This is a genomic window from Vibrio sp. B4-6, assembly GCF_963888245.1.
GTDB classification, from domain to species: domain Bacteria; phylum Pseudomonadota; class Gammaproteobacteria; order Enterobacterales; family Vibrionaceae; genus Vibrio; species Vibrio anguillarum.
Genome location: NZ_CAWPIM010000022.1, coordinates 453,969 through 473,926, shown reverse-complemented (window position 1 = coordinate 473,926; position 19,958 = coordinate 453,969). Strand labels below are relative to the sequence as shown.

12 protein-coding genes are annotated in these 19,958 nt (G+C 43.3%); 9 read left to right on the top strand and 3 right to left on the bottom strand.

Going from position 1 to position 19,958, the window contains the following annotated elements; translation table 11 throughout:
- Positions 1 to 23 precede the first annotated feature (23 nt).
- The 3 genes from AACV20_RS08860 to AACV20_RS08850 are packed head-to-tail and all read right to left on the bottom strand — an operon-like array spanning position 24 to position 5,743.
- Positions 24 to 2,663 carry an MlaD family protein gene (locus AACV20_RS08860; RefSeq protein ID WP_170907150.1) on the bottom strand — a complete coding sequence of 880 codons (2,640 nt, stop codon included), beginning with the start codon at positions 2,661 to 2,663 and terminating at the stop codon, positions 24 to 26.
- Positions 2,656 to 3,915, bottom strand: a complete 1,260-nt coding sequence (locus AACV20_RS08855; protein ID WP_013856919.1) for a paraquat-inducible protein A — start codon at positions 3,913 to 3,915, stop codon at positions 2,656 to 2,658. The genes AACV20_RS08860 and AACV20_RS08855 overlap by 8 nt, the downstream gene beginning before the upstream one ends.
- A 31-nt stretch (positions 3,916 to 3,946) precedes the next feature.
- The gene (locus AACV20_RS08850; protein ID WP_170907149.1) at positions 3,947 to 5,743 is read right to left on the bottom strand and encodes an ABC transporter ATP-binding protein; all 1,797 of its coding nucleotides are present in this window, start codon (positions 5,741 to 5,743) and stop codon (positions 3,947 to 3,949) included.
- Between the two features lie 91 nt (positions 5,744 to 5,834).
- Between AACV20_RS08850 and AACV20_RS08845 the strand changes: the two genes are divergently transcribed.
- The 9 genes from AACV20_RS08845 to AACV20_RS08805 all read left to right on the top strand — a co-directional run bounded on the left by AACV20_RS08845 (position 5,835) and on the right by AACV20_RS08805 (position 19,787).
- On the top strand, positions 5,835 to 6,308 hold the full coding sequence (locus AACV20_RS08845) for a GAF domain-containing protein (RefSeq protein WP_017041971.1): 474 nt from the start codon (positions 5,835 to 5,837) through the stop codon (positions 6,306 to 6,308).
- A 99-nt stretch (positions 6,309 to 6,407) separates the two neighbouring features.
- Positions 6,408 to 7,037 (top strand): RNA chaperone ProQ, encoded by a 630-nt coding sequence (proQ, locus tag AACV20_RS08840; protein ID WP_017044692.1) that lies wholly within the window; start codon positions 6,408 to 6,410, stop codon positions 7,035 to 7,037.
- A gap of 17 nt (positions 7,038 to 7,054) precedes the next feature.
- Complete coding sequence (gene prc, locus AACV20_RS08835) at positions 7,055 to 9,049, top strand: carboxy terminal-processing peptidase (RefSeq protein WP_017041969.1); 1,995 nt, start codon at positions 7,055 to 7,057, stop codon at positions 9,047 to 9,049.
- Positions 9,050 to 9,190: 141 nt separating this feature from the next.
- Positions 9,191 to 9,874 carry a hypothetical protein gene (locus AACV20_RS08830; protein ID WP_170907148.1) on the top strand — a complete coding sequence of 228 codons (684 nt, stop codon included), beginning with the start codon at positions 9,191 to 9,193 and terminating at the stop codon, positions 9,872 to 9,874.
- Between the two features lie 210 nt (positions 9,875 to 10,084).
- Positions 10,085 to 12,691: an aminopeptidase N gene (gene pepN, locus AACV20_RS08825; protein WP_170907147.1), complete on the top strand. Its 2,607-nt coding sequence runs from the start codon at positions 10,085 to 10,087 to the stop codon at positions 12,689 to 12,691.
- 65 nt (positions 12,692 to 12,756) lie between these two features.
- On the top strand, positions 12,757 to 12,975 hold the full coding sequence (locus AACV20_RS08820; RefSeq protein ID WP_013856912.1) for a DUF2835 domain-containing protein: 219 nt from the start codon (positions 12,757 to 12,759) through the stop codon (positions 12,973 to 12,975).
- Positions 12,976 to 13,157: 182 nt separating this feature from the next.
- Complete coding sequence (locus tag AACV20_RS08815) at positions 13,158 to 17,999, top strand: NAD-glutamate dehydrogenase (RefSeq protein WP_064625169.1); 4,842 nt, start codon at positions 13,158 to 13,160, stop codon at positions 17,997 to 17,999.
- A gap of 45 nt (positions 18,000 to 18,044) precedes the next feature.
- Complete coding sequence (gene pyrD, locus AACV20_RS08810) at positions 18,045 to 19,055, top strand: quinone-dependent dihydroorotate dehydrogenase (RefSeq protein WP_013856910.1); 1,011 nt, start codon at positions 18,045 to 18,047, stop codon at positions 19,053 to 19,055.
- 189 nt (positions 19,056 to 19,244) lie between these two features.
- Positions 19,245 to 19,787, top strand: a complete 543-nt coding sequence (locus tag AACV20_RS08805) for a cell division protein ZapC (RefSeq protein ID WP_010320557.1) — start codon at positions 19,245 to 19,247, stop codon at positions 19,785 to 19,787.
- Positions 19,788 to 19,958: the final 171 nt, after the last annotated feature.

The following is a 19,958-nucleotide window of genomic DNA, read 5'->3' as shown; positions in this document are numbered from 1 at the left end:
TTATAAGAATCAAGGTTAACCCTTTAAGGTTTTGGTATGGCTGTTCGCCATTGGTGCCATTCTGGTTTGGCTTCAGGATATAAGTAAAATGCTTGGCCTTGTTTAGCGATAGGCTGTAGCTGTTTTTGCTCTGGAGTGGCAAATGTAATTCCGCCTTTCATGATGCTATCTAACGTGCCTGCTTTTATATTTGCACCAGATAAACCGATGGATACATCGACGCCAGAAGTGTTCCAAAATACGCTATTGCTGCGAACCAGATAAGCGAACTCTTTTTGGATTTCAATGGTAAACATGACGCGGTCTGCAAAGTCTCCTAGAGCAACATGGGTTACTTTGCCCACTTCCATTTCACGGTAGAGAACCGGGCTATCTTCAGCCACTGATCCTCGTGTTTCACTTTGTAAGGTGAATTCAATACCGAGTGCTTGTTGTGGCTGTTTTTCTAGTTCAAATTGATACTGCACATCGCCAAACCCAGGTTGGACCTCAATGCTGGAACTGAGTAAGTTTTGCAGATTTTCAACACCATTGAAGCTAATCTTAGTTTTCGCTACCCAAAAGTGAGAGCCATTTCTGGCAATGCCTAATGCGTAGCTAGGCTCAATTCTCGCTTGGAGTGTAACTTGGTTTGTCTTGAAATCGGGTGTTACAGAAACAACCTCTCCCACAGTGATATTGTTATATTTGATGGATGTTCCTAGCGTAATGCCAAAGGATGAATCGGCCGTTAAGATGATTTCTTGGCCCGCCTTACGTGCTTGATCGTAGCTGTCATAGAGCTTCCACAAATTCTGATCTTTGTTATCAATACCTTGCAACGAATCAAATGCAATGCCTCCTTGAATTAAAGTTTTTAAAGGAGCGGCTTTGACTTTTACGCCTGCAAGTGTTGCATTAATTTCGACGCCAGAACGGTTCCAAAAAACAGTTTGATTCGTAATCAGATGGCGATATTGATTCTCTATTTTGACCTCGATTTTCACACCTTCTTTAGTGAGCTTAAAGCCAAAAACACTGCCTACTTGAAGGTTACGGTATAGGAGCGGGCTGCCCGGATTGATGGGAGGAAGCTCGTCGGCAAAAAGAGTCAGTGTCTGTGAGCCGCTTTGATTATATTTTGCAAGCTCAGCTAAGGATTTACTTTGATATAGCGGGTACTCATTACTCGCATTTTCAGCGCCTTCGCTGATGAAACTGATTGAGCCGGCGAGCAGTTGTTTGGCTGGAGGGATCGAAACATTAAGGCCTGATTCGGTGAGCTCCGCGGTGGCCGAGCCTGTAATGTAAAAACGATTCTGTGAGCGTATGAGTGATGAGTACTCTTCATCAATCAGCGTATTGAGCACAACACTGTCTTGCTGCAACTTTACGTCAATTACTGAACCTACCGCGATACCTCGATACAAAATCTGGCTGCCCACATCTAAGCCATATGAGCTTTCAGCTGTAAGTTTGATAGCAATCGATTTTGCTTGTGACTGATTAAATTCAAATTGGCGAATTGCAGTGAAACTTCTGGCCTTTTCGCCCTTACCAGGAATGAGTGTCAAGTAATTCCCTTTGATCAAATTACCGATGTTCTCAACTCCAGAGAGTGAGACTTTGGCCTCTTCCAACACAAAACGGCTTCCCGAATTGAGCATATCGCTAAAAGCCGGTTGGATAGCGGCAGAGGCGATGATCTGTTGGTGACTTTTACTGAGCTGCAATTCCGTGATTTGACCGACTTCTATTCCTCGGTAAATGATGGGGGCACCGGTTTGGTTAATATTATGCTGATCGGGTAGGGTGATTTTCACAGGGATACCACGCCCTGCGGTTTTTAAATCGCGATAGAGACTAAATTGGGTATTTTGTTCAACAGGCTCCCCACCGTCCGGTGAATCGACGGCAATTGAACCACCGATTAATGCACTTAAACTTTCTAAGCGGACGTCAACACCTTCAAAGCCAATGCTTGCACCAACACCGCTGACATTCCAAAAACGGCTTTCATTGGTAATAATGTGGCGATACTCGTCTTTTATCGAGGCTTGAATGAGTACCGACTTTGCATCGTCATCGAGTTTGTAGTTAAACACTTCACCAATCGGAATTTTTTTATAGACGATTTGTGAGCCAACAGAAATACCTCCGAGATCGCGAGCCTTTAGCGAAATGATAAGCCCTTGATTAGGCAGTAGATCAGAAGGTGCACCATCTAAAGCACTAAACACTTTATCGTGTTCAGCTGAACTATTTTCGTTACCCGGTTGAATCGCAATATAGTTTCCTGAAACCAATGCATCTAAACCTGAAACGCCAGATAAACTGGCCGTTGGCTTCACTAACCAAAATCGGGTATTGTCATTGAGTAACTGAGTAGCTTCTGGATAAATATCGGCTTCCACATAGATGTTTTCTAATCCTTCGGACAGTTTAATATCTCTTACCATGCCGACTTCGAGCCCTTGGTAGCGAATTGTTGTTCGCCCTGCGACTAAGCCTTGTGCGTCCGAAAAATAGATCTGGATTCGTTCGCCAGCATCGTGAATGGCTTTAACGACTAACCAACCTGCGAGCGCCATGGTGAGTATGGGCAGTATCCACAAAGGTGAGATGCCCCTGTTTCGCTTAACATCGGGAGTGTATGAGGGCTGGCTTGAAATTTGTTTACTCATGTGAAGGCTCGTTTTGGTCTGCGATTTCTGGGTAATTATCCCAGATGAGTCTTGGGTCCATACTTTCCGTGGCGAGCATGGTGAGTACAACCACCAAGCCAAAGGCAACGGCTCCATAACCGGGAGTGAAGTCGAGAATTTGACCGCGATCAACCAGTGTCAACATAATTGAGATGACAAACAGATCCATTACCGACCATTTGCCGATCCATTTAATCGCGAAATAAATGTTCATTCTCTGACGGTGGTAAACCGTTCGCTTAAATTTAATCGCCAGTAATAGATAGGTCAGGCCGAATATTTTTACAATAGGCACGATTATACTGGCCACAAAAATGATGATTGCAATTCCGACCATACCACTATTAATCAGTGACGCAACACCAGAGAAAATGGTGTCTTCTAATCGCTGTCCGTTGGTAATTAAAATCGATATTGGAATCAGGTTCGCGGGGAAAATAGCGACACTTGCTGCAATTAAATAGGCCCAAGTTCGTTGTATCGAGTTGGGTTTCCGGTGATATAATTTTTGCGCGCAACGCACGCAGTGCGTATTTTCTGGTTGTGAAAGATGGCAATGGTGGCAATGCACCTCTTTACGCTCGAAGGCATATTGATTCTCTGGCTGCCACGCTTGCCAATAGCGCCTTACGCTAACTCGAGTCGCTAGCAATACGGTTGCCAGTTGCAGCAAAACTAAACCATACAACCCCACACCGATAAAAATGTCGGAATAATCTTGAAGTTTAAAACAAGATACCGCCACGCTGACTAAAAAAACATCGAGCATTACCCATGCTTTTAATCGCTGAATAATGATCAGTGAGCCACGCAGTAGATGAAACCATCGATAACGCAAGGCGATATGAGCGGTCACTACGGAACCACACACTAAAAGTGGCGCAATAGAGCTGCAAAATAGCACCAATAAAGCGAGCGCTCCAAAGCCCTCTTCAGCCAGCGCAAAGACACCGGATGGCAAGGTGGCGGGGATCATCACCCCAACCAAGCGAATACTGATGAATTCAAAAAAATGAGAGGGGATAAACAGTAACAAGCAAGTGATGGCGACGGCTAAATCCCCAGATAAAGAGGGAGATCCACCGCGGTACAGTTGGGTACCGCAGCGTGGACAATAGGCACTTTTTCCATGCTCAACCTCGACGAGATCAACGGCCAATTCACAGCCGTGACACAACCTCACGCCGTTAGGTGATTGTGGATGTTGAATAAGCGCTGAATGTTGAGACAAACAATCATCCTAATTTATTGTTACCCAATCACTAAACGTACGATTGGAGATTTCCATAAAGGGTCTGATATAACCCATCTTGCTCGACTAATTCTCGATGCGTACCCATTTGGCTAACTTGACCATCTTCCAGCACGTAAATTATATCGGCTTGTTTCACTGCCGAAAGGCGGTGCGCAACAATTAAAGTAGTTCGACCTTTCAAAAATCCAGTCAGAGCATTGTGCAATGCCGCTTCAGTTACCGTATCTAACGCGGATGTTGCTTCATCCAAAATAACAAATTTAGGATTGCTCAGTACCATCCGAGCGATGGCTAAACGTTGACGTTGTCCGCCCGACAAGCGAATACCATTTCGGCCAACTAGCGTTTCTAAACCGTCACTGAGATTCGCAGTCACATCATCCAGTTGTGCAATATGCAGCGCTTGCCATAATTCCTCTTCTGCATATTGACCGCCGAGGGTCAAATTATGCCTTAAGGTGTCGTTGAATAGTATAGGTTGTTGTAATACCACGGCAATGTTATCGCGAATAATATCAAAACTTATCTCTTCAGTGGTCGCACCATTAAAACGGATCTGCCCGGAATTGGGTTGATACACACCAATTAACAGTTGGATCAACGTGGATTTCCCACCACCACTTGCGCCAACCAACGCAACTTTTTTACCCGCCGGAATCGTGAGCGAGAGATCGTTGAGCACACTCTTTTCACTATCGTAGGCAAAATTAACGTGAGAAACCTCAACATCGACCTGGCGGTTATCCGTGAATGGGTTAATTTTGCAAATAGGGCGAGGCTCTTCCTCCAGTGCAAGCAGATCATTAATGCGATGGAAGGCCGCCTTTGCACTGTACCAAGAAAATTGAATACTCAGCAGCTCTTGCACTGGGCCTAACATAAACCACAAATAACCGAAAACGGCGAAAATTTGCCCTATGGTCAAGTCGCTAAAGACCACCATCAGCATCGCGACCGCTCTAAATAGCTCAAAACCAAGTAAAAACAGGAGAAATGAGACGCGCCCTACAGCCTCTGATTGCCATGCATATTTGTCTGCATTCTCTCGGACTTGGTTGGCTTGCTGTTTGAGTTCATTGAGAAACTCTCGCTCTTTATTAGCGGCACGCAATTGATAAATGCCATCTAATGTTTCGACTAGCCGATTTTGAAAGCGTTCATACGCTTGGTTTTCTCGCTTTTTCAGATGTTTGACTTTGCTTCCGAGTTTACGTGAAAAGTAAATTACAATCGGGTTGACCAATAAAATAAACAGCCCTAAACGCCACTCAAGCCAGAGTAGAACACCGGCTGTGCCTAACACGGTCAGTAGGCTGATGATAAATTTACTGAGTGTGCTACCTATGAATTGATCAATGGTTTCGATGTCGGTGATTAAGTGAGCATTAATACCACCACTGCCTTTGGTTTCGTACTGCCTGATACTGATCCGTCCTAATTTATCAATCATTTTGCAGCGCATTTGGTAAGTGATGGTTTTGGACACCAAAGTAAATTGACGGCTTTGAAGTATGTTGAGCGCTTGGCTGACGCTACGCATCAAGACCACTAGTAATAACGTGAGCGCAATATAGCCTGTTGGGTTTTGCATCGACGTCGGTAGAATAGTATTCATCATCGCCAAACCAGAAGCGGGTTTATTCAGCAGAACTTCGTCGACCATTAATGGCATTAATAGTGGAATAGGGACACTAACCAGCGTTGCAATAACCGCGATCACATTGGCAAATAGAAGTGTAGGTCGATGTTTTTTTACTTGTTTTATTACCCAAGAGCGGCTAATAGTGTCATTGGAATTAGTCATTATGATGAGAATGCATCCTATTTATCGTGTGAGAAATTGTACGCTGTTCAAAAATAGATGTCTTCCGTTTTCAAAAGGTCGTTGAGTTTATATGAACATAGAAGAATACCGCCGTCTTACCAAGCAGGCGGTGGCACTGGTTGAATCTGAAACGGATTTAATCGCTAATCTTGCCAATTTGAGCGCCTTATTTAACATGGAGCTTGAAGATCTTAACTGGGTGGGTTTTTACCTAATAAAAGAAGAGCAACTGGTTCTCGGTCCCTTTCAAGGAAAACCAGCTTGTGTACGCATCCCCTTAGGAAAAGGTGTGTGTGGTACTGCGGCGGCGACTAACCGTATACAACGTGTTTATGATGTCCATGAGTTTGCTGGTCACATTGCTTGCGATGCTGCGAGCAATTCTGAGTTGGTGGTGCCATTTTCTATCAATGGCCAAGTGGTGGGAGTATTGGATATTGATAGCCCAACAATTGGCCGTTTTTCTGAAATTGATGAGAAAGGGATGGCAGAATTAATGATTGAGATAGAAAAGCTGCTCAATTCACACGCTAACAAGGCATAAATTGGTCATTGCCTGTGGTTTTTCGCATTTAGGTCACTATAATACCGAACATATTTATCTTAATGCCTCGCGGAAAGACCGCATAAACCAGGAATCCTCATGGAAAACACTGAAAAGTTAAAAAACAGCAAAGAAGTTATTGCGTACATTGCTGAATGTTTCCCTAAGTGCTTTACTTTAGAAGGTGAAGCAAAGCCTTTGAAAATTGGTATTTTTCAAGATCTTGCTGAACGCCTAAACGAAGACTCAAAAGTAAGTAAAACACAGCTGCGTGCTGCGTTAAGACAATACACGTCGTCATGGCGTTATCTACATGGTGTTAAACTAGGTGCAACTCGTGTTGACCTTGATGGCAACCCATGTGGAGAGTTAGAAGAAGAACATGTAGAGCACGCACAAGCCGCATTGGCAGAAAGTAAAGCTCGAGTACAGGCTCGTCGTAAAGAGCAAGGACAAAAAGCACGCGAAGAGGCAAAAGCGAAGCAACCAAAAGCGAAAAAGCCTCAAGCACAAGCTCGTCGTCCTCAAGCGAAAGCGCCAAAAGCTGAAAAACCTGTCGAGACGCGCGCTTTAAATGCTGATGAAATGATCACTGGCAAACAAGTGAACGTAAACATGGGTAAAGGAAACATGGCTGCGACCATTGTTGAAGTTAATAAGGAAGATGTGCGCGTTCAACTTGTCAACGGCCTACAAATGGTTGTGAAAGCGGAGCACTTGCGCGCATAAAGGAGAAATTCCTACGCATGAAATGCCGTTCAAAATTAACGTTGATCGCTGCTGGCCTATGGCTAGCAGCGTCATCCGTTCAGGCCTTAGAAGCCACTCTTAGCAAAGAAGATTTACCTCTTCTTGCCCCAGAAATGCAGCATGAAACGGCGAGTAAGCGTGTGACTTCCCGTTTTACTCGTTCTCATTACAAACACTTCAACTTGAATGACGATTTCTCGCAAGCTATCTTCAATCGTTATCTCGAACTGCTCGACTACAACCGCAATATCTTTACTCAGAGCGATATTGATTCCTTTCATACGTGGTCGACACAACTTGATGATCAACTCAAGGCTGGCAATAACCAAATTGCATTTGATGTTTATAACTTATCAATGCAAAAGCGCTTTGAGCGTTTTCAATATGCGCTTTCTCTGCTCGACAAAGAAATTACATTTGAAGCCGATGAATCGATGGAACTTGATCGCTCAAAAGCAGCTTGGCCGAAAGATAAAACCGAGCTCGATAAGTTATGGCAGCAACGTGTCAAATATGATGCACTGAACTTAAAGCTTACGGGTAAAGAGTGGCCGGAAATTAAAGAAACGCTAGGCAAGCGTTATAATAACGCGATCAAACGTCTGTCTCAGACCCACAGCGAAGATGTATTTCAGCTTTATATGAATGCTTTCGCGCGTGAAGTTGATCCGCATACTAGTTATCTCTCTCCACGTAATGCCGAGCAGTTCCAATCAGAAATGAATCTTTCATTGGAAGGGATTGGTGCTGTACTGCAAATGACCGACGACTACACCATCATTCGTTCGTTAGTTGCGGGTGGTCCTGCCTCAAATAGCAAGCAGTTGGGTGAAGGCGATCGTATCATTGGTGTGGGCCAAGATGGCAAAGAGATGGTTGATGTTATCGGCTGGCGTCTAGATGATGTCGTACAACTGATCAAAGGCCCGAAAGGCACTAAGGTGAAGTTGCAAGTTTTGCCGGAAGGTAAAGACGCTAAAAGTCACGTTGTCACTATTGTCCGAGACAAAATTCGTTTAGAAGATCGAGCGGTTAAATCAAAAATCATCGAGAAAAATGGCAAGAAAATCGGCGTGCTTGAAGTCCCTAGCTTCTATGTCGGTTTAGCGCAAGACACGGACAAATTGCTGACTGAACTGAAGCAGAAAAAAGTGGATGGCGTGATCGTCGATTTGCGTAATAACGGTGGGGGTGCATTAACGGAAGCGACGGCATTATCCGGCTTATTTATTGAAAGCGGCCCGGTTGTGCAAGTTCGCGATAGCTATGGACGAGTAAACGTTAATAGTGACACGGATGGAAAAATCAGTTATCAGGGTCCTATGACGGTATTGGTGAATCGCTACAGCGCATCAGCCTCAGAAATTTTTGCAGCGGCAATGCAAGATTATGGACGAGCGATCATTGTTGGCGAAAACTCATTCGGTAAGGGAACGGTTCAACAGCATCGCTCGTTGAATCATATCTACGACTTGTTTGATAAAGAATTAGGCTACGTTCAATATACGATTCAGAAATTTTATCGTATTGATGGTGGTAGTACGCAGAATAAAGGTGTTGTGCCTGATATTGCGTTACCCACTGCGATTGAAGCAAAAGATACCGGTGAGAGCGTTGAACCTAATGCACTTCCTTGGGATCAAATTGAGCGAGCTAAATACGACAAGTTACAAGCTAATGAAAAACTGATTGCTAAGTTATCTGCACAGCATCAAGCTCGTATTGCCAACGATATGGAGTTCGGCTTCATTAACGAGGATATTGCAAAGTATAAAGCGGAGAAAGATGACAACACAATTTCTCTCAATGAATCTGTGCGTAAGCAAGAAAGTGACAAGGCAGATGAATTGCGTTTGGCGCGGATTAACATGCGACAAGCCGCCAATGGTTTGAAGCCCTATAAAACCTTGCAAGATGTGCCTAAAGATTATGAAACTCCAGATGTTTATTTAGAAGAAGCAGTGGCGATCACTGTTGATATGCTAAATTAGCAACCAGTATCAATGAAAAGCGAGCCTTAGTGCTCGCTTTTTTGATCTTATTTAAACCAAATAAATAACGTGATACAGATCAAACATTTCGCTTTATCGTACAACCGGTTCTAAGCTTAAGAAAAAAGTGAGGAGCGTGTTATGAAATGGATAAGCATCATTTTTACCTGCATTGTTCTTATCAGCACTAGTGCGGCACAAAGTCAAAGTAGTGGTACGCAGACTCATCAAGACTTAACTCAGTTTGATCTCCCTTTTTTACTTGGTGATTGGTACCTACTTAACCCCAATCCTGACACTTCTTCCGATGATTTTCGTTCTATTAAACTGACCTTGGAATCGAATTATCGTTTCAAGATCGATATTCAAAAGAAAAATTATAATGTAGAGCACTGGGAAGGTGAATTTGACGCCAGCGATAACAGCTTGATTTTGGGGCTTAATTCATCGCAACCTCAAGTTTATCAATACCAAGTGAACCACAACATGCTCAACTTAAACGGCATTATGTTCACTAAAGTTTTACCAAATGCGTTGGCAGGGGTGTGGTCCAGCAAACGAATATTTGGTGAAGATGCGATAGCAACCGACATTAACCAACTTGATCTCGTTTTACAGCCGGATTTTGTATTTATGTTCAGAGTAAGTGGTGCTAATGGTAACGAATCGATCCATAAAGGGGTGTACTACACAGAAGGTGATCATTTGGTGCTCCTTTATGAAGACGGAGAACATGATACCCGCTATACGCTTGTTAGCGATATGTTAACGTTAGAGGTGGAAAATGGTTCCATGTCGGCTGTTTTAGCGCGAGTAAATCCGTAGTCTTGCAATCTTCTATCATAAGAAAGGCAATGAGTGAAATCTGTTGATATATGGGTAAATTGTCAGCGAAATAACGGGGTATTTGTCTAAAATGCCTCGTTTTTCGGTTTGAGGGGTTGTTATTAATGATAACAAGCCTTAGATCTATAGCCATCTTACTGAATGTTTATCAAAAACGTCACATTTCACTCCGTCAACAAGGATTCCGACATGGCTCATACACCCCAAGCCAAGTATCGCAAAGATTATCAATCTCCATCACATACCATTACGGATCTCGAATTAACATTCGATCTCTTTGATACCAACACCACAGTGACTGCCGTTTCTCACGTTAAGCAGCAAAAAGAGAGTAACCAATTGGTGCTGGATGGTGAAAACCTTGAGCTGAAATCGCTCAAAGTGAATGGCACCGAATGGCAAGATTTTCAGCTGCTTGAAACCGGGCTCTCGATCTCATCATTACCTCAAGAGTTTGAATTGGAGATCGTGACACTGATTAACCCTGAAGCGAATACCGCACTAGAAGGGTTATACAAATCGGGTGGTGCGTTCTGTACGCAGTGTGAAGCGGAAGGTTTCCGTCGCATTACTTACTTCCTCGATCGTCCAGACGTTCTTGCAAAATACACAACGACCGTGATTGCTGACAAAAAAGATTACCCATTTTTATTAAGTAACGGTAACCGTATCGAACATGGCGATCTTACAGAAGGGCGTCATTGGGTGAAGTGGCAAGATCCACATCCGAAACCTGCTTACTTATTTGCTCTCGTTGCGGGTGATTTTGACGTATTACGTGATCAATATAAAACCAAGTCCGGTCGCGATGTTGCCCTCGAGATTTTTGTTGATAAAGGTAACCTCGACCGCGCTTCTCATGCGATGACATCACTTATCAACGCAATGAAGTGGGACGAAGAGCGCTTCGGCTTAGAGTATGATCTCGACATCTACATGATCGTTGCCGTTGATTTTTTCAACATGGGTGCGATGGAGAATAAAGGGCTCAACATTTTTAACTCTAAGTTTGTGCTAGCCAATGAAAAAACCGCTACCGATACTGATTATTTAGGTATTGAAGCGGTGATTGGCCACGAATATTTCCATAACTGGACTGGTAACCGCGTCACTTGTCGTGATTGGTTCCAATTAAGCTTAAAAGAAGGCCTAACGGTATTCCGTGACCAAGAATTTTCGTCTGATTTAGGGTCGAGAGCCGTGAATCGCATTAATAATGTGCGCATTATTCGCGGGCCACAATTTGCGGAAGATGCCAGCCCAATGTCACACCCAATTCGTCCCGATAAAGTGATAGAAATGAATAACTTCTATACATTAACTGTCTATGAAAAGGGCAGTGAAGTGATTCGTATGATGCATACGTTATTGGGTGAAACGAATTTCCAAAAAGGGATGAAGCTCTATTTTGAGCGTCATGATGGCACTGCCGCTACCTGCGAAGATTTTGTGGCAGCGATGGAAGATGCTTCTGGCGTCGATCTTACCCAATTCCGTTTATGGTATAGCCAATCTGGTACACCGATTGTTTCAGTGAGCACTGAATATGACGCACAGCAGAAAACCTATGCCTTAACCGTAGAGCAAACAACCGAACCAACGCACGAGCAAAAGGAGAAAGTAGCGCTGCATATTCCTTTTGATGTTGAGTTATACACCGCTCATGGTGATGTAATTAAGTTACAATGTAACGGAAAGTCAATCTCTAATGTACTGAACGTAACACAGGCCAAGCAGACCTTCGTGTTTGAAAATGTGCCAGAGAAACCGATCCCTTCCTTGTTGCGCGAATTTTCAGCACCAGTGAAACTGGAGTATGACTACAGTGATGATGAGCTGATCTTCTTGATGGTCAATGCTTGTAACGAATTTGCTCGCTGGGACGCAGGCCAAATGTTGTTAGCCAAATATATCCGTAGTAATGTGTTTGGAGTGCAGTCGGGTAAGGCGGCGGATTTGCCTGAATCGGTAGTTGATGCATTCCGTGGTGTGTTACTGAGTGAGGCTCTAGAGCCTGCTTTTATTGCGGAAATGCTCTCATTGCCTAGCCATAATGAGGTTTCAGGTTGGTATAAACGTGTGGATGTTGATGCCATAGCGACCGTACTTAAAGCGATGAAAGTACAGCTTGCTAACGCATTGCAAGATGAGCTCAATGCGGTTTACCACAGTTTAAAACAGACAGCATACAGCATTAAACACAGTGCAATTGGTGAACGAGCATTGCGCAATACTTGCCTTGCTTATTTAGCTTATACCGACCAAGGCAATGATTTGGTGCTGGCTCAGTATCACAGCGCCAACAACATGACTGACACCATCGCCGCTATGAGCGCTGCGAATAGTGCACAGCTTATGTGCCGTCAAGCACTGATGGATGATTACAGCAATAAATGGAAACACGATGGATTGGTGATGGATAAATGGTTTGCACTGCAAGGGACTAACCCCGCGCCAAGTGTTTTGGATACCATTCAACAAACCATGAAACATGAAGCATTTAGCTTAAAAAATCCAAATCGTACTCGTAGTTTAATTGGTTCATTCCTCAGTGCAAACCCAGTTAATTTCCATGCAAAATCGGGTGAGGGATACCGTTTTGCAGGGCAGATACTGCGTGAACTCAATGATAGTAATCCCCAAGTTGCGTCGCGTTTAATTGATCCTTTACTTAAATTCAGGCTCTACGATGAAACTCGTCAAGCAATGATGAAATCGGAGTTGGAGACTTTGAAGTCAATGGATAATTTAGCTCGGGATCTCTTTGAAAAAGTAACAAAAGCGCTCGAATCTTAAGGATCTTAATTCTACTAAGAGCGAGGTGATAGATACGTCTCCTCGCTCTATTTTGGTTAACGGCTATGAAGCAATACTATTTTACTCTCAATATTTCTTATCAAACTTACTTAGCGCACTATTCTGGTGTAGCAAGCTCTGTACAAGTCTACACAGATCAAGGTTTACGCCTTCAGCTACCCGCATCTCGATTTCGTCCATTTCTTAGCCAAATTGGAGTAAAAGGTCGATTTCGGCTGACAACTGACCAAAATAACAAGTTTGTAAAGTTAGAAACTCTGTGAGCCGCTGATTTTCTAGATATTTAAATAGGAATCTTAATCACATTCTCAAACATTTCACCTCAGACCTGCCCTAAAACTGTTAACTATTTGTCAATAAAGCTTTTACAATAAAGCAAGCATTACCAATGGTAAGCGCTATGCTTACCGCATACCCTACAAAAATAATAATCTTGGAGTCTACTATGACTGCGCGTGAAACTTTAGTGCCAGTTCTGCTTGAAAAAGTGTACAAACTGATTCAAGACAAACTCGATCTTGCTCATCAACCGCTCGTGACCCAACTTGCTCAACATCTATTTAGTAACATTTCGAAAGATGATCTGACTGAACGTAATGAATCTGACTTATATGGTGCGATAGTTAGCCTATGGCACCATATTAACGAGAAAAACCCGGAGGAGCGTTCAGTGCGGGTATTTAACCCGACAGTAAGCCGCCAAGGTTGGCAGTCAACGCACACGATTGTTGAAATAGTAATCCCTGATAGTCCGTTTCTTGTGGACTCCATTAAAATGGCGCTCAGCCGTTTGGATTTATCTTCACACCTCATGCTCAATGGTCCAACGCAAATCTCGCGCACCGATAACGGTGTTATTACTTCGGTAAACCAAGGTGAGGGTGTTCTGCAATCTCTTTTTCATATTGAAGTCGACCGCCTTAGTAGCAAAGAAGCGATGACACAGTTGAAAAATGAGTTGCTTAGTATTCTGAGCGATACAGCTTTAGTGGTGCAAGACTGGCAACCAATGTCGGAAAAACTGGTGCAAGTGATCGCGCAATTGGAGACACAAAAAGAATTCATTCCTGTAGAAAGTGATCGTTACGAAGAAACCATCAAATTCTTAAAGTGGATGGGAAATCATAATTTCACTTTCATGGGATACAAAGAATACGACCTCGTGACGGTCGAAGGCGATACTGAACTGAGACCAACAGCAGAAAAAGGGTTGGGTTTATTTTCTGATTCAAAACGTGTGCGCAGCGTAAAATTATCTGACTTTCCTGATTCTGCGCGCCTTGAAGCCAAAAAGCCTTTTTTATTGATTGTCACTAAAGGCAATACCCAATCACGTATCCACCGCCCAGCTTATACCGATTATATCGGCGTTAAAAAGTTCGACAAGGCAGGTAAAGTGATCGGTGAACATCGTTTCACTGGTCTATATACCTCGGCGGTGTATAACCAAAGTGTCGAAACTATTCCGCTGATCCGCGAAAAAGTAGAACGTATCCTAAAAGCCAGCGGTTATCGTGCAGGCTCGTATTCCTATAAAGCGCTGCACAATATTCTAGAAAACTATCCTCGTGATGAGTTACTGCAAGCACGTGAAGAAGAGATGTTAGAAGTTGGGATGGGCGTAGTGCAAATGCAAGATAGGGATTTGCTGCGTCTGTTTGTTCGTAAAGACCCGTTTGGTCGTTTCTTCAGCTGTATGGTCTATGTGACCAAAGAGCGCTATAACACCGAGCTTCGCCGCCAAACGCAACGAATTTTCAAACAGTACTTTGGTTGTGAGCAAGATGTTGAGTTCACCACTTATTTTTCAGAAAGCCCATTGGCAAGAACACACTACATCGTACGTGTTGATAACAACAATATGGATGTCGATGTAAAAACGGTAGAGCAGAATTTAATGGAAGCATCATCAACTTGGGATGATCGTTTATCAGATGCGATCGTAGCAAACTTTGGAGAGAGTAAAGGACTGCCATTATCGAAAGAATACATGCGCGCATTCCCTCGTTCTTACAAAGAAGACATGATGCCGGGTTCAGCGGTGGATGATATCCAGCGATTGGAAGCCTTAGATGAAGAGCACAAACTCGGCATGTTGTTCTATCGCCCACAAGAAGAAGCGGCCGATTCAAAAGCGGTGCGCTTAAAACTCTATCACCGTGACGAGCCAATCCATCTTTCTGATGTGATGCCGATGTTGGAAAACTTAGGGCTGAGGGTGATCGGAGAGTCACCTTATGAAGTACGCAAGTTAAATGGACAAACGTATTGGATCTTAGATTTCTCAATGCTGCATAAGAGCGATAAGAGTGTCGATCTTCGAGAAGCGAGAGATCGTTTTCAACAAGCATTTGCGGCTATTTGGGCTGGTGAATTAGAGAGTGATGGCTTCAACCGACTAGTACTCGGTGCTTCATTAACTGGGCGCGAAGTCTCGATTCTTCGTGCTTATGCGCGTTACATGCGCCAAGTGGGTTTCCCATTCAGTCAACAATATATTGAAGATACACTCAGCCATTATCCAGATGTAGCAAAAGGGCTGGTGGAACTATTCTTAAAGCGGTTTGATCCTAAACACAAAGGGGCTCAAAAAGGGCAAACGGATCTTATTAACGCTATTACTGAAGAGTTAGATCGTGTTGATAGCTTGGATGATGATCGTATTATTCGTCGTTATATGGAGATGATCAGTGCAACGATCCGTACTAACTACTTCCAGCTGGATGAAAACAATCAGATCAAACCCTGGCTTTCTTTAAAAATGAAACCGAAAGAGATTTCTGAAATTCCAGCTCCTGTGCCGGCTTTCGAAATCTTCGTTTATGCGCCTGATATTGAAGGTGTTCATTTACGTGGTGGTAAAGTAGCACGTGGCGGATTACGCTGGTCTGATCGCCAAGAAGATTTCCGTACCGAGATTCTAGGGTTAGTGAAAGCGCAACAGGTAAAAAATACCGTTATTGTTCCTGTGGGAGCAAAAGGTGGTTTTGTGTGTAAGAAACAGCACATGTTTACCACGCGTGATGAGATCTTTGCCGAGGGACAACGCTGCTATAAACGTTTTATTCGTGCATTACTCGATGTTTCCGACAATATTATTGAAGGTGAAGTCGTTCCACCTAAGAATGTCGTTCGTCATGATGAAGATGACCCTTACTTAGTTGTAGCCGCGGATAAAGGGACAGCAACATTTTCCGATTTGGCTAACTCAGTGTCAGCAGAATACAATTTCTGGCTAGGTGACGCTTTTGCTTCTGGTGGTTCAAATGGTTACGACCATAAAGCCATGGGGATTACAGCAAAAGGGGGATGGGAGTCAGTCAAGCGCCACTTCCGTGAGATGGGCATTAACTGCCAAACCACAGATTTTACAGCGATTGGCATCGGCGATATGGCTGGAGATGTGTTCGGTAATGGTATGCTGCTGTCTAAACACATCTGTTTGCAAGCAGCGTTTAACCATTTGCATATTTTCATCGATCCAACACCAAATTCAGCAAAAAGTTGGGAAGAGCGCAATCGCTTATTCAACACGCCACGATCTAGCTGGGAAGATTACAACGCAAAGTTGATCTCAAAAGGTGGTGGTATCTTCTCTCGCAAAGCGAAATCGATCACCTTAACGCCTGAAATTCAAAAAATGATCGGCACTAAGAAGGCTTCTGTTGCGCCTAATGAGCTGATTAAAATGATCTTGAAAATGGAAGTGGATCTTTTGTGGAACGGCGGCATCGGCACCTATGTTAAATCATCGAAAGAGAGCCATTCTGATGTAGGTGACCGTGCTAACGATGCTCTAAGAATTGATGGACGCGATCTTCGTACAAAAGTGATCGGTGAAGGCGGTAACTTAGGTATGACTCAACTTGGACGTGTTGAGTATGCATTAACTGGTGGTCGTGTTAATACCGACTTTGTTGATAACGTTGGCGGCGTCGATTGCTCGGATAATGAAGTTAATATTAAGATCTTCTTGAATGGCTTGGTGGCGAATGGTGATCTTACCGTCAAACAACGTAATCAGATCTTAGAGTCGATGGAAGACGAAGTAGGAGGCATCGTTATTGAAGATGCTTACGCTCAATCTGAAGCTATTTCTGTCACTGAGCAACAGGGTGTATCGTTAGTTAAAGAGCAAATTCGTTTCATCCATGCCATGGAAAAAGCAGGGCACCTTGACCGAGCATTGGAATATATTCCAGATGATGAAACTTTGCTTGAGCGTGAGAAGCAGGGATTTGCATTAACCCGTCCGGAGCTATCGGTATTAGTGGCATACGGCAAAATGGTGTTGAAAGAGGAATTGGCTTGTGAAGAGATTTCACACGATGAATTCCATTCACAGCAGTTGATCAACTATTTCCCTACTGAGTTACGTCGTAACTATTCTCAGCACATGCAACAGCATCCACTTCGTGCAGAGATCATTGCTACGGCTCTGGCCAATCAGATGGTGAACGAAATGGGATGTAATTTCGTGACCCGTCTGCAAGAAGAGACTGGTGCGAATGTTGTCGATATTGCCAATGCTTACACTGCGGCAAGAGAAATCTATGGTTTAGGCCGTGTTCTTGAGCAGGTTCGTTTACTCGACAATAAAGCAGAAGCCGATGCACAGTACGATGTGATTTTCTTAGTACGCCGAACCTTACGCCGCTTATCTCGTTGGTTGCTGCGTAATCGTTCAGGCAAACAATCGGTCAAAGATTTGATTGCGCTTTATCAAACTGACGTCAATGCCGTTTCCGCTGAACTAGACAATATGCTCGTTGCTGAAGAGGTTGCAGAGCATAATGCCATGGCTCAAGTCTGGATTGATAAAGGCATTAACTCCGAACTGGCGAATTACGTTGCTCGTTTATCAAGCCTGTACTCAGCACTGGATATATCCACAGTGGCTCGTGATAAAGGTAAGACCGTTGCTCAGACAGCTAAGCTTTACTTTAACTTGGGTGATCGTTTATCACTGCACTGGTTCTTGAAACAGATTAACGGTCAAGCGGTGGATAACAACTGGCAAGCACTAGCTCGCGCTGCATTCCGTGAAGATTTAGACTGGCAGCAGCGTCAACTTACTGCGCAAGTATTGAATTGTACTTGTGCGCCAGAAGAACTCGATGTAATAAAAGCACTGGATGAATGGATTGCTAGTAATGAAGTATCCTTAATGCGCTGGGAGAGTATCCTCAACGAATTTAAAGTTGGTGCAGTACATGAATTTGCAAAATTCTCAGTAGCATTAAGAGAATTAGTACTTTTAAATTTGAATTGTGCGGCAAATGAGTAAATAATAACGCCCCGTTTATACGGGGCTTTTTATTTCGGAGGCACAATGCTCTACCGCTTAGCCAGGACTGGCTTTTTTCAACTTGATGCCGAAAAGGCACATGATCTCGCCATTGAAAACTTTAAACGTTTCACAGGCACTCCTCTTGATCTCTTCTATCGTCAACACTTACCCAATCGCCCAGTCGAATGCATGGGTTTAACTTTTAAAAACCCTGTAGGTTTGGCCGCTGGCCTAGATAAAAATGGGGAATGCATAGAAGCTTTTGGTGCAATGGGGTTTGGTTTTGTCGAAGTTGGTACCGTGACTCCACGTCCTCAATCTGGTAACGATAAACCGCGTTTATTCCGTTTGATCCAAGCGGAAGGTATTATCAATCGAATGGGCTTTAACAACTTAGGTGTCGACAACCTAGTTGAGAACGTTAAGAAAGCTAAATATGACGGCATTATCGGTATCAACATTGGAAAGAATAAAGATACACCGATTGAAAATGGGGCAGATGACTATCTTATTTGTATGGAGAAAGTCTACCCATATGCTGGTTACATAGCAGTGAACATTTCATCCCCCAACACTCCTGGGTTACGAACGTTACAATATGGTGAGGCATTGGATGATTTGCTTGCCGTACTGAAAGCGAAGCAATCTGAATTGGCTAAGCTGCATAATAAATACGTTCCGTTAACATTAAAGATCGCTCCCGATCTTTCTGATGACGAACTTAAACAAATTTGCCAATCGTTACTCAAGCATAATATTGATGGCGTTATCGCGACTAATACCACATTGGATCGGTCGCTGGTGGAAGGTATGAAATTCGCGAATGAAGCGGGTGGGTTAAGTGGCCGTCCTGTTCAATCAAGAAGTACTGAAGTGATTAAGTGCTTGTACCAAGAGTTGGGTGATAAGCTGCCCATTATTGGAGTGGGTGGTATTGATTCTTGTATCGCTGCAAAAGAAAAAATGTTGGCGGGCGCGAAACTAGTACAAGTCTATTCAGGATTCATTTACCACGGCCCAGGTTTAGTGAGAGATATTGTCAAGAACCTGTAAATAAGTGCGATTTAAAGGTATTTACTCAGAAAAATAAAAAGTGACTGGGTCAAAGTAAGAGGGAATGAGTTATTCATTTCCTCTTTTTTTTTATATTTCTGTTCTTAAAATTACATTCACTAGCTGGCAAAGGTAATTAAGCGTTTTACCTAATAGTTTGATAATTCATTAAAATTAGAGAGTGGAACGATGCTTAAACCAAGTGACAAATGGAGTTGGTATTATTCAGATAGCGAAAGCTGCCTGATGTTGTACCTTGGTGATGAGATGGTTTTTAAGACCAATCTTTACCGTAATCTGCTCGTCGATTGTGCTTTTGCTGAGAATCATTTTTCAGTCGATGATGCGAGTGCTTTCCAAACCTACAAAGAGCAAATTGCCTATTTAGGTTTAAGTGAGCCAAGACAAGCCGAATTAGCACTCTATTGTGTTGCCGCTAAGCGTTTTCATAAACCTGTCCAGCCTAAAAGTTGGTTTTTTGATCATCAAGGCTACGGTTTTGAACCGAGTGAAGGTGACATTGTTCGGTTGGTCAACGGCTACAGCCAAGGTTATTTCATCGTACTTGAGGTAGGGGACTGCGCTAGTCTTTGCGCCTTAGTCGATTTGGATGCGTTCATACTGAATGGTTCCAAACAGCTGGAATTCGGACAGGTCATTAAGGTTATGCATGACCGTATGGCTTGCGCCAATCATATTTTGCTCGAAGAGCACGTTGCTCTTGTGAGTTAACTTTTCCCTAATAGCACAACGTTTCGTTCCTTTGTTTCATTTCCCATCGGCTTAATAGCCGATTTTTTTTGCCTAGAGCTTTTCCCCAACTCAATCCTATCCGTCTGAATTCGATCTTAAATGTGAGATTTGTTCAGGATTCTGATGTTTTTTTCTTCAAAAGTGACGTTA

Excerpts from the sequence above, each read along its gene's own strand:
- AACV20_RS08860 (WP_170907150.1), bottom strand. The coding sequence starts at position 2,663 with ATGAGTAAACAAATTTCAAGCCAGCCCTCATACACTCCCGATGTTAAG.
- AACV20_RS08850 (WP_170907149.1), bottom strand. The coding sequence starts at position 5,743 with ATGACTAATTCCAATGACACTATTAGCCGCTCTTGGGTAATAAAACAA.
- AACV20_RS08845 (WP_017041971.1), top strand. The coding sequence starts at position 5,835 with ATGAACATAGAAGAATACCGCCGTCTTACCAAGCAGGCGGTGGCACTG.
- proQ (WP_017044692.1), top strand. The coding sequence starts at position 6,408 with ATGGAAAACACTGAAAAGTTAAAAAACAGCAAAGAAGTTATTGCGTAC.
- prc (WP_017041969.1), top strand. The coding sequence starts at position 7,055 with ATGAAATGCCGTTCAAAATTAACGTTGATCGCTGCTGGCCTATGGCTA.
- AACV20_RS08830 (WP_170907148.1), top strand. The coding sequence starts at position 9,191 with ATGAAATGGATAAGCATCATTTTTACCTGCATTGTTCTTATCAGCACT.
- pepN (WP_170907147.1), top strand. The coding sequence starts at position 10,085 with ATGGCTCATACACCCCAAGCCAAGTATCGCAAAGATTATCAATCTCCA.
- AACV20_RS08820 (WP_013856912.1), top strand. The coding sequence starts at position 12,757 with ATGAAGCAATACTATTTTACTCTCAATATTTCTTATCAAACTTACTTA.
- AACV20_RS08815 (WP_064625169.1), top strand. The coding sequence starts at position 13,158 with ATGACTGCGCGTGAAACTTTAGTGCCAGTTCTGCTTGAAAAAGTGTAC.
- pyrD (WP_013856910.1), top strand. The coding sequence starts at position 18,045 with ATGCTCTACCGCTTAGCCAGGACTGGCTTTTTTCAACTTGATGCCGAA.
- AACV20_RS08805 (WP_010320557.1), top strand. The coding sequence starts at position 19,245 with ATGCTTAAACCAAGTGACAAATGGAGTTGGTATTATTCAGATAGCGAA.